Source organism: Baaleninema simplex PCC 7105 (assembly GCF_000332355.1).
Lineage (GTDB): Bacteria > Cyanobacteriota > Cyanobacteriia > Cyanobacteriales > Geitlerinemataceae > Baaleninema > Baaleninema simplex.
Window position 1 is genome coordinate 1,895,201 of the sequence record NZ_KB235958.1, and the last position, 10,971, is coordinate 1,906,171.

General features: G+C 50.9%; 12 protein-coding genes. 1 reads left to right on the plus strand and 11 read right to left on the minus strand.

Features of this window, described 5'->3' with window-relative positions; all coding sequences use genetic code 11:
- Positions 1–154: 154 nt before the first annotated feature.
- From GEI7105_RS0110520 to atpD, 11 genes are all read right to left on the minus strand, one after another.
- A complete protein-coding gene (locus GEI7105_RS0110520) occupies positions 155–757 on the minus strand; it encodes a general stress protein (protein WP_017660426.1) in 603 nt (200 codons plus the stop codon).
- A 174-nt stretch (positions 758–931) separates the two neighbouring features.
- A complete protein-coding gene (locus GEI7105_RS0110525) occupies positions 932–1,819 on the minus strand; it encodes a F0F1 ATP synthase subunit gamma (protein WP_017660427.1) in 888 nt (295 codons plus the stop codon).
- 31 nt (positions 1,820–1,850) lie between these two features.
- Positions 1,851–3,380 (minus strand): alternate F1F0 ATPase, F1 subunit alpha, encoded by a 1,530-nt coding sequence (locus tag GEI7105_RS0110530; protein WP_017660428.1) that lies wholly within the window; start codon positions 3,378–3,380, stop codon positions 1,851–1,853.
- Between the two features lie 428 nt (positions 3,381–3,808).
- On the minus strand, positions 3,809–4,327 hold the full coding sequence (locus GEI7105_RS0110535) for an OB-like fold-containing membrane protein (RefSeq protein WP_017660429.1): 519 nt from the start codon (positions 4,325–4,327) through the stop codon (positions 3,809–3,811).
- Positions 4,328–4,502: 175 nt separating this feature from the next.
- Positions 4,503–5,765, minus strand: coding sequence for a F0F1 ATP synthase subunit B family protein (locus GEI7105_RS0110540; protein ID WP_017660430.1), 1,263 nt, complete (start codon positions 5,763–5,765; stop codon positions 4,503–4,505).
- A 3-nt stretch (positions 5,766–5,768) separates the two neighbouring features.
- Positions 5,769–6,047, minus strand: a complete 279-nt coding sequence (locus tag GEI7105_RS0110545) for a F0F1 ATP synthase subunit C (protein WP_017660431.1) — start codon at positions 6,045–6,047, stop codon at positions 5,769–5,771.
- 60 nt (positions 6,048–6,107) lie between these two features.
- Entirely contained in the window at positions 6,108–6,788 is a 681-nt protein-coding gene (locus GEI7105_RS0110550) for a F0F1 ATP synthase subunit A (RefSeq protein ID WP_017660432.1), read from the minus strand.
- A gap of 18 nt (positions 6,789–6,806) precedes the next feature.
- Positions 6,807–7,091, minus strand: a complete 285-nt coding sequence (locus GEI7105_RS0110555) for an ATP synthase subunit I (RefSeq protein WP_017660433.1) — start codon at positions 7,089–7,091, stop codon at positions 6,807–6,809.
- Between the two features lie 157 nt (positions 7,092–7,248).
- Positions 7,249–7,599, minus strand: coding sequence for an AtpZ/AtpI family protein (locus tag GEI7105_RS29985; RefSeq protein WP_017660434.1), 351 nt, complete (start codon positions 7,597–7,599; stop codon positions 7,249–7,251).
- Positions 7,586–7,993, minus strand: a complete 408-nt coding sequence (locus GEI7105_RS0110565) for a F0F1 ATP synthase subunit epsilon (protein ID WP_202804396.1) — start codon at positions 7,991–7,993, stop codon at positions 7,586–7,588. The genes GEI7105_RS29985 and GEI7105_RS0110565 overlap by 14 nt, the downstream gene beginning before the upstream one ends.
- Before the next feature lie 79 nt (positions 7,994–8,072).
- The gene (gene atpD / locus GEI7105_RS0110570; RefSeq protein WP_017660436.1) at positions 8,073–9,458 is read right to left on the minus strand and encodes a F0F1 ATP synthase subunit beta; all 1,386 of its coding nucleotides are present in this window, start codon (positions 9,456–9,458) and stop codon (positions 8,073–8,075) included.
- Positions 9,459–10,146: 688 nt separating this feature from the next.
- On the opposite strand from atpD, the gene GEI7105_RS0110575 reads away from it, so the two are divergent.
- Positions 10,147–10,641, plus strand: a complete 495-nt coding sequence (locus GEI7105_RS0110575; protein ID WP_017660437.1) for a BON domain-containing protein — start codon at positions 10,147–10,149, stop codon at positions 10,639–10,641.
- The last annotated feature ends 330 nt before the right edge of the window (positions 10,642–10,971 follow it).

Below are 10,971 nucleotides of genomic sequence, written 5' to 3' on the forward strand. Positions count from 1 at the left end.
TGCGCTTTCTGTCTTGCTTTACTTAATAAGTTTTTCTTATCACCTTGTTTTGCGAAGACCCAAATACCGATCCGCTCGCGTGCCGTTGTCTCGATCTACGGGATAAAAATCCCGAACTTTATCGCCAAAACTTTAAACTCGATCTCAATCCGATCTAGCTCGAAGCTTGGCTGAACTGGCGATTTTCTTGAGGCTCGTAGATGCCCCAATTTTCAATGTTGCGTTGGCTCAAAATTTTCTGAGCTTGTTCGATTTCGCGATCGGTGCCTTTGATAATCACGAGATAGCCGCCTTCAGAAACGCGATCGTAATACACTTTCGCCTTTTCTTCGGGAATTCCCAACCCGATTAAACCACCGATTAAGCCTCCTGCGGCCGCACCTGCCGCACCGCCGACGACGGTACTGCCAACTGCGATGAGTTCCGAGCCTAACACCGCAACCGCTCCCAATCCGGGGAGGGTAAAGACGCCAATTCCTGCTAGCAATCCGGCGAGGGTTCCTAACGCTCCCCCCGCGAACGCTCCGGTTTCTGCGCCTTTATCGGCTTCGTTTCCCACTTTCGTTTTGACTTCAGCTCCGGCTACGTCGTCGGGGCTTTTATTGCCCGCTTCGTCTTCTACCGTCTCGGGGTTTTTAGCGACGATCGAAACGCGATCCATGGGAAATCCAGCCGCTTTTAACTCCGTGAGGGCTAACGCCGGATTTTCCATATCCTTAAACGTTCCAACAGCGTGTTTGTAGTGTTCCTGTGCCATAGTGATTTTACCTCTTGTTACTTTTTTATAAATCGCAGACAAGCTCGCGCGATATGACGAGCGATCGCGAACTTTAAAACGATTTAGACAAGTTCTAGTTTTAACCTATCGAAGCAATCTGAATTCTGCGTCTATCGATCGAGAGAGAAATCACGACGCTGGCGTCTAGAACCATTACTGAAGTGCCTCGAATCCCGAGACAACATCTAATAATTCACTGGTGATCGCACTCTGACGCTGGCGACGATATTGCGAATTCAGTTCGTCGAGACGTTCTCGGATGTTCTTTTCGGCTGACTGCATCGAGGTCAGACGACTGGCATTTTCACTCGCGAGAGATTCCGCAAACGCACGATAGAGCGACACAAAGAGATATTGACGAATTAACGCCGAAAATAACTGCGTTCCCTCCATCGTAAAAATGGGGAGCGATCGCCCGTGCCAAGGTTTCGTTTCCAACCCATGCAACCATTGCCGATCGAGGGGAAACAGTTGTTGCGTGTGGGGGGCGTAGCGAGATCCCGACTGCAAGCGATTGTAAAACAGCACCACGCGATCGACTCCTTCGGTTTCTCGCCACTGTTCGATATCGACGATTAACGCCTGCACTCGTCCTACGATCGCGCTGACGGAACTGGGAACCAGCAGTACGTCGGCGAAGGGACGACGGCGAGCTTCAAAGGCCGGGACGACCCGCCCTCCAACGGCCGTCAGTCGCTGTTGGTATGGGGGAATTCCGCAGGTGTCGAGGTATTCCAACGCGTGGGTGGCGATTTGTTCGTTGAACTGTCCGCAAAGTCCTTGATCCGATCCGAACACGATCGCCCCGAGTTTCGGTTCCTCAGCTCGCCTCGACGCCCCAACCCCCCAATCGTCGATGTCGTAGCGATATTTCAACAAAATCTGAAATCCCGTTTCGACAGTCTGGTTGTAGTCCGCCAGAGATTCCACCGCCCGTTCGTACTGGCGAATGCTCACCGCCGCCAGTGCTTTCATGGTTTTCACGACCGATTGCAGGTCGCGCACGCTGTTAATTTGCGCTTTTAAGGCTTCGAGGGACATCTGTTAGTTGAGAGTTGAGAGTTGAGTAGGGTTAGGAGGTGGCGAAATCTCGGACGGCGTCGCGACAGACTTCGAGGAGATGTTGGCGATCTTCTTCACAGAGAGTTTCGCCGGATTGGATGCGATCGCACCATTGGGGAAGGCGATCGGTTACTGCATCGCGAATCGCCTGAGAGGCCGATCGCATCTCTTCTAACGGCACCTCGTCGAAGACCCCGTCGTTGACGGCGTACAACACCGCAATCTGTTCGGCTACGGGAATCGGTTGAGATTCGGGCTGTTTGAGAACCTCCCGAACGCGACGACCTCGGGCTAAGGTTTGCACGGTGTCTTCGTCGAGTTGCGTTCCGAAGCGCGAAAAGACTTCGACTTCCTGAAACTGTGCGTAGGACAGGCGCAAGTCTCCCGAAATTTCGCTGTAGGCGGGAAGTTGCGTTTTTCCGCCGACGCGCGACACGGATTTTCCCACGTCGACGGCGGGTAAGACGGCTTTTTGGAACAAGTCCGGCGACAGGTAGATTTGACCGTCGGTAATCGAAATAATGTTGGTGGGAATGTACGCCGAAATATTCTGGGCTTGGGTTTCGACGATAGGAAGTGCCGTCAGGGAACCGCCGCCGAGTTCTTCCCGCAGGTGCGTCGCCCGTTCTAACATCCGCGAGTGCAAGTAAAAGATGTCGCCGGGATAGGCTTCACGACCGGGAGGACGGCGCAACAACAGCGACAGTTCGCGATAAGCCCAGGCGTGGCGGGTTAAATCGTCGTAGACGACGAGAACGTCTCGCCCCCGTTCCATGAAGTATTCGCCGATAGTCGTGGCGGCGTAGGGGACGATGTAGCGCAGTCCTGGGGGATCTTCTCCGGCTGAGGTGACGACGATGCTGTAGTCCATCGCGCCGCGATCGCGCAGGGTGGCGATGGTTTTGGCGACGGAGGACGATTGCTGCCCGATGGCGCAGTAAATACAGATAACGTCTTGATTTTGCTGGTTGATGATGGTGTCGATGGCGATCGCGCTTTTTCCCGTTTGGCGATCGCCCACGATGAGTTCTCGCTGGCCGCGACCGATGGGGATCAGTGCGTCGATGACCTTGACCCCCGTTTGAAGCGGAACGGTGACCGGGGCGCGATCCATAATGGCCGGGGCGTCTCGTTCGATGGGACGGCGATCGCCCTCGGGAATGTCGCCACCGCCGTCGAGGGGGTTTCCGGTTGCACCGACGACGCGACCGAGGAGGTGTTCGCCTACGGGAACGTCCGTCACGCGACCCGTGCGCCGAACTTTATCCCCGGCTTTGAGGCGATCGCTGTCGCCGAGGAGAATCACCCCCACTTCGTCAACGTCCAGGTTGAAGGCGATTCCTGGGACGCCGTCCCCGAGATAGATCAGTTCGTCAGATTTGACGTTGGGGAGTCCGGCCACTTTAGCAATGCCACTCGAAACCGATTTGACGAGTCCCACCTCGCGCGAGTGCAGTTCGGGGTGGTAGTCGGCGAGGGCGCGATCGAAGGCGGAAAACGTTTCTCCTAAAACGGAGAGAAGTTCGCGGTTTCGGTTCATAGTTTTCCTGACATCTTGTAATAAGAAACGCTCGTGTTTGTTGTTTTGTTATGCCGTTAGATAATTCAATTGAATAGATTGTCTAATGTCGGGTCGGCATCTCCCACCCAAAACTATTTTAAAATCCTTAAAAATGCCATAAAAGCTTAATGTTGGGTGGACATCGCCCACTCAAAACTATTTTAAAATCCTTAAAAATGCCATAAAAATCATTGAATGAATAATAAAAATTAAAAATTGAAATATATTTTTTATTTTTTGGATCGATTGAATGTTTAAAAAAATCGACAACAAACAAGGTAGATTCTAAATTTGATTTTCGACAAAATTTAAATTTATTCGAGTATTTCAGGAGAAGGAAAAGTGGCGAGTGGGCATTGCCCACCCTACTGTCTACTCCCCCATGAAGGGGAGTTTTGGAGAAAAGATTATTCAGGGAGAATTTGAATCGAGTCGGCATAAACCACCGGACGACCTTCATATTCATATTCTAACTCTTCGCGGATGGCGAGATCGTCGAAGTCGAAATCGTAATCTCGCTCGATCTCCACAATCGAGAATTCTCGAACTTGTCCGGTAATTCGGACTTCTCTTCCTTCTTCGATGGGAGCTTGAGAAATATCGTTGCTGACGACTAAGACGCTATCGTCGTTGAACAACTCGACGACACCACCATCTTCTTCGAGTTCGAAGATGTAGGGCGATCGCGTTTCTTCAATTTCTCCGGTTAAGGAAACCGTTCTTCCGACGTACTTACCTGGATTTTCGGCAAGGTCTTCAATATCGGCAGAGGCGGTCATCCCCGTTCTTTGGGCGATCGCCGGTCGTTGGGGAACGACGAACGAGGCTAAGGTCACGGTGAGAACCCCCGCGATAGAGGCTAAGGTCGGTAGAGCGATCGATTTGGAATTTAGAGCGCGATCGAAATGTTGTTTCAGGCGTTTCATAACAGTCCTCCAGTCCTCCAGTCCTCCGTTTTAGATAACAGCAGATAACTACAATTGAGAGAGGGGTTTCGGAAAAACATCAAAACTGCCCCTCTAGGGATCAACTTAGAAAATCGAACGGTGACTGACATCTATCGAAGGAAATACCCCCACAGAGGCGCATGGCTGGGACGATCTAAGTTAACGTAGCTTCGACTCGCCCCCGTAACTGTTCGAGATAATCGTCTAAACTCCAGGCGATTTCGTGACCGTCAATTTGGACTTCAATGCCACAAATGAGATCGCGAGATTGCTGAAAATCGATGGTGCTGCTGTCTGTGAAGGGGGCTTGGTGGAGGCGATCGCAAATTTCCTGTTTCCACTCGGGAGGAATCTCGAAACTGCTGCGAACGCAGATCGATCGATTTCCCTCGGACAGCGATCGCGCCAGTTGTTTTTGCGTGTCGTCGTCGAGTCGTTCCCACCGCTGTAAAAACATTGCGATCGCTCGTCGTTCTAGGGTTTCGTCCGCCACGTCTTGCAGGGCGCGACGGGCGATGTCGTAGGTTTGCTGCGCCAGTTGTCGCTGGAGGCGTTCTTCGGGAAGGGGTTCTTCCTCCTCCACCCGTTCGAGTTCGCTTTGCAACGTCTGACGCACGCGATCTTCGAGATCTCGCAGATAGCTGTCGAAACTCCACGCCACCTCGTAACCGCCGGTATAAAGTTCGATCCCGCAAATCGGCGCGCGATCGCGGACGAATTGTAGGGGAACGGGGCGCGGTTCCTCCTCCTCGCCGGTATCCTCGGTTTCTGGAAGCTCGTCGGCTTCGCAGAGTTCGACATCCCACGCCAACTCTCGCCGTACTGCGTCCAACAAGCGATCGCGGGTTTCCTGAGAGATCTCGAATCCCGTACAGATGAGAACAGAGGCTCTCGAGTCGGCGATGCAAGCGTGCATTTGCTGGCGGGTGGCGTCGTCGAGGTGATGGAGGCGATCGAGAAATCGTTCGATCGCTCGGTCTTCAAGTGTCGCATCGGCCACGTCTTCGAGGGCGCGGCGCGTCATCAACGCGAGATGGTGACTCGTATCTCGCTGGAGGCGATCGAAAAACTGCGCTTGTCGGCGGCGTAACGCGGTTTTCCACTGACGGTGCAGGCGATCGACGTCCTGCTTCGCCTGTTGGGTGAGAATTTCCCGTTCTCGACGCGCCTGTTGTTTGGCTTCTGCGAGATGTTTGGCTTTGAACTCTTGCAGTTCTCGACACTGGCGGCGGTATCGTTCGGCGTTTTGTCGGGCTTCTTCCCGCTGTTGTTCGGCGTCGCGATACCACTGGTCGATCTGCTGTTGGCGACGCTCGAGCGTCTGTAAAATCGGGCGGTACAACACGCGTTGCAGCAACCAAACGAGAAACAAAAAGTTAAACAGTTGGACGCCAACGGTAAACCAATCGATTAACACCCGTTATCCCCCCGCTTGTTGTAAAAAATAGTTCCAAAAGGGATTGGCAAACAGCAAAATCATCGAGACGACAAAACAGTAAATTGCCGTCGATTCGACGACAGCCATGCCCACGAAGAGCGTCCGCGTAATGGTATTGGCGCGATCGGGTTGTTGGGCTAAGGCTCGCATGGCGTTCGCCAAGGCCAATCCTTCACCGATCGCCGGGCCGATCGCTCCGAGTCCGATACATAAGCCTGCGGTGAAAATCGAGGCGACGCTGACTAAGCTGAGATTGTCCATGATTCTATCCGGGTTGAGTTGAAACGTTTGGGTGTAAAATGCAGTGCGATCGCAATTTTTTTAGTCTTCCTGTTCGGATTTGACTTGCATTGCTGAAGCAATATAAACGAGCGACAAAATTGCAAAAACGTAAGCTTGAATAATACCGATCAGCATTCCAAACAATCGCATTATTGCAGGAAAAATAATCGGTAAAATTAGCAGTAAAATAGCCACGAGGAAACTTCCGCTCATCACGTTTCCAAAAAGCCGCACGGCTAAAGAGATGATACGGGATATTTCACCAATCACTTGAAAGGGAAACATCCACGGTGACGGCTCGAAATAGTGTTTGAGATAGCCGATTAATCCCGAGTCGCGAATTCCGAATAGGGGAACGGCGATAAAGGTACATAAAGATAGTGCGATGGTTGTCGAAAGCGATCCCGCTGGCGATTCGTAGACGGGAAAGAGAGTCAAAATGTTAGCCAAGGCAACAAATAGAAATAGCGTTCCAATAAAAGGAAGGAACGGTGCTGGATCGCGATCGGCTGCGTCTTGAATTTGGTCGTTAATGGTTTTAACGATGATTTCGAGAACGTTTTGCCATTTCGAGATAGTGGGTTCGCTCGTTAGCTGTCGCGTCACCCACCAGGAACCTAACACTAAAATTGCCATCACCAACCAGGTATAGGCAATTGTCGCGTTGATGGTAATAAATCCCGACTGCCAAAAAATGATGTTGTCTGGAGTGATATTCATGGCGTTTTGACGGCAGCTTTAATGAGGGTTGGTGAGGATTTTACCTTTGATGCTAGTTAAAATCGTTCGCGCGATCGTAAATCCAATTAAGGCGATTAAACCTCGTTGCCAGTGACCGTTCATAAGTAGATAAAAGCCAAGCAAAGTAATTGCTAAACGGGCGATGAAGCTGCCGAGAGTTAAGGGGATAGGATAGGCAGTCACGGGAAGTTGTCGCACGGTAATCCAGAGACTGTAAAAATAAAACAGTCCGAGGACGAAGCCTCCGAAGAGAGCGATCGCAAGTTCTAAAAATCCATTCATCGTAATGTACTCCAAATATAACTCAAAACTAAATTCAGAAATAAAAATTAACTTCTAAAAAAAATTATGATGTCTCCAAGTACGGGTTAAAAAAGTGGAAATACCTCTTATTAATTTGCAGAAAAAAGTGCGAGAAAACCCCTTTTAAGGCATTTTTTTAATCTTGCAGCGCTTTTTGAATCCAATACCAAGCATTCCAGCAGCCTAACATTAGCCCGAGAAACAATCCCATTAACGTCCAAGAATAAGGACTGGGGAACCGGAGGTCGAGCCAGCGTCCTATTGCAATTCCGAGTAATGTGGGAATGGCGATCGACCACCCGACCAAACCATACATTCCTAAGCTAAACCAGAGGCTGCGATCGCCTTCCTGTCTGGCGCGAATTTTTTGTAGCGATTTGCGATCGATCTCTTGATGAAAGGCTTTCCATAAATCGCTAAGATTTCGCGTATGGGTCGGTTTGCGATCGCGAACTTTGTTATTTTTGTTATTTTTATTGTGTTCCACGATGCTGTCCTCCTCGTTCGATCAGTCTTCTGGCAAATCCTGCTTCGAGTTTGGCGATCGCAGAGCGGGCTTGTTTCTCGCGATCGTCGAGAATGCGATACTGTTCTTCTACCGTGGCGCTTAAGTGTTCTAAATCTCGTCCTTTGACGGCGCGGCGCGTTGCCACAGTTACGGTATATTCTTCTTTGATGAGAATGCCTTCATCGACGGCAACGAAATACTCGGTTTCTGAGGTGTTGTAGGATAAAATACCCGGAACTAACGACGCGACGAAATCGATATGGTTGGGTAACAAAACCCGGACGCCGTCTTCCGTTTCGACGGAAAGTTTGCTGACCGTTTCTTCGAGCAACACTTCAGTCGGTAATAAAATTTTCAAGGCGATTTCGTCCATAGCGTTTGTCTCGATAAACCAGCTAGATAGGGTGTTAGATGGGGTATCGAGTTGAGCGAAGTCGAAACCCAACCCAACCCTACCTTTTAACGTCGTCGATCGCGCCGATGGTATACAGCGCCCGTTCGGGAACGTCAGCGAACTCGTCGTTTAAAATGCGATCGCACCCCTCCAACCCATCCTCTAAACTGACTAGCTTGCCTTTTTTTCCCGTAAACTGTTCTGTCGTGAAAAACGGTTGGGTTAAAAACCGCTCTAACCGACGCGCTCGAGATACCGTTTTGCGATCGTTTTGCGACAACTCCTCGATGCCCAACATGGCGATAATATCTTTCAATTCCTCGTATTCCGCCAGAGTTTGTTTCACCGCTTGGGCGACGCTGTAATGTCGTTGTCCCACGATCGTCGGCGACAGCATTTTGGAACTCGACTGTAAGGGATCGACAGCGGGATACAATCCCTGACTGGCGCGTTTGCGGGAGAGAACGATCGACGCTGACAAATGCCCGAACGTGTTCACCGCCGCCGGATCGGTAAAATCGTCAGCCGGAACGTACACCGCTTGAACCGAGGTAATCGCCCCCGTCGCCGTGTTGCTGATGCGCTCTTGCAACTCCGATAACTCAGTCCCCAATGTGGGTTGATAGCCGACGCGAGAGGGCAATCGCCCCATCAACCCAGAGACTTCTTGTCCGGCTTGTACGAAGCGAAACACGTTGTCCATCAGCAACAACACGTCTCGTTTGGCGTCGTCGCGAAAATATTCCGCCATCGTCAAGGCGGCGTGAGGAACGCGAAATCTCGCCCCTGGAGGTTCGTTCATCTGTCCGAACACGAGAACCGTTCGTTCTAACACCCCAGCCTCTTGCATTTCGCGGTAGAGTTCCTCGGCTTCCCGGTTGCGTTCTCCCACGCCGCAAAACAAGCTGATCCCCTCGTGGTGTGCCACCATGTTGTGAATCATTTCTGTAATCAACACGGTTTTTCCGACCCCCGCACCGCCGAACAGCCCGGCTTTCCCACCCCGTTCGAGGGGGGCGATAATATCGAGGGCTTTGATGCCGGTTTCGAGGACTTCCGAGGTGGTAGCGCGTTCGGAGAGGGGAACGGGTTTTTGATGGATCGATCGCCACTCGCCGCCGGTCATTTCGTCTTTGCGATCGATCGTCTCGCCGAAGACGTTAAACATTCGCCCCAACAGGCGATCGCCGAGGGGAACTTGCAACGTGCGCCCGAGATCGCGAACTGGCGTCCCTCTGGCTAAGCCGGAGGTGGAAGTCAAACCGATACCGCGCACCGTTTCGGGATCGACGTGACTCAACACTTCGATGGCGATCTCGTCGTTTTCCCCGGCTCTCAGTTGGTGGTTGAGTTCGGGTAACGGTGGCTCGAAGCGGGCGTCTACAACGCTGCCACGGACGGAAACGATCGTTCCCACACGGTTGTTTTGAGATTCGTCGCGCATAGGACTCCGGATAAAACAGAGGGGGGAATGGTAGGCGTTGCAGAAACTCGCGGGTTGACAGAAGACTGCGATTTCGCCGTTGAGTTGTGGGAGCGAGTCGATCGAAGTGAGGGAGGAATGCGATCGGTCTGTCGCATCTCGCTAGTTTTAGCTATCTCTATTTGTGAAGAAACTTCCAAAGCAGGATATCTTTCCCTAGGGAGAGATACTGTCACGGCCGACGATCGATCTTTTGGAATAGTGAGTTCGTCCTTCAGATAGACGACAAATTGCGCCAACTCTGGGACTTCGAGACGCCTTGGGCTTGAAAACGTATTTTTTCGTAATATTTCGGCAGTTTTTAAGCAGGCTGAAGGCGAATTCGGGTGGAGATCGAACGCTCGCGGGGTAGTGGTTGTTAGGTTTCGGGCGGTTTGAGAGAAACGGCCGTTTTGATTTATATATCTACAGAGCGATCGATTCTCTTAAAGATCTTCGATAGTCTGTTCGTAACGCAAGTTTTGAATTGAAGCCGACTGTCGATTGGCGATCGCGTTTCAATTCAGAACACTGCGAACCCATCGGGCAACATGACGAGAAGTCTATGTCTTCTATTTTACCTTCTTCTCGTTGAAACTTACGAAAGACTGTAGCTTAAGTTTACATCGCTCGAATGGGGCAAGTTGTAACATATTCAGGAGTAATGCTTATGAATATCATTTTTCTCACCTCTGCTATCACAACCGCTGCGATCGCGACTTATTTTATTACGCATCGCTTGGGTGGATTCCGAACGGTCGCGACGCTGTTATGTCTCGGCCTCTTAGCAGGAACCGGTAGTTTACCGGCGTTAGCTAGCACAGATATCGCTGCACTCGGAGCGAAAAGCAATACCTTAGAACAGGGTCAGCAACAACTCGAAGAAGATTTAAAACTGACGCCAACGGGCGGACAGTATAGTGGTATCGAATACGCCAAAGGTGCAGAACGTGGCGAACCGATGACCGATCGAAAAATTCGCGAAACTATTTTGTCCGATACTTCAGAAGATCTGACCGTAAACGTAGCGAGCGGTTCGGTTATTTTGTCGGGAACCGTTCGAGATAAAGACCGCGCCCGTGAAATTGTCGATGAAATTAAAGGAATTTCTGGAGTTCACGAAATTACCTTTGAACTCGGATTAGAAGAAGGTCAATCTTCGTAATCGATTAGATGGATTTCAATTAAATCCATCCTTGTAATTCAACTGTTGTGATTCGACTGGTGCGCGATCGCGTGCCAGTTTTTTTATTGCGATCGCGATGCTTGCTGACGCTCGACTCGATTCAATAAAATTGAAAGAGTTGGAGAACATCTCTATTTTTTTGAGATATAGCAGTCCCAAATGATACGGAATCCGAATTTCAACGCTGAGCGGAGTCGAAGCGTTTAGTCCGAGCATAGTCGAGGACTCAAACACTGGTTTGCCCCAGTCAGACAAGTCTTTCTCTATCCCCCCAACCATCCCCCCAACCCCCCTTTCAAAGGGGGGCGA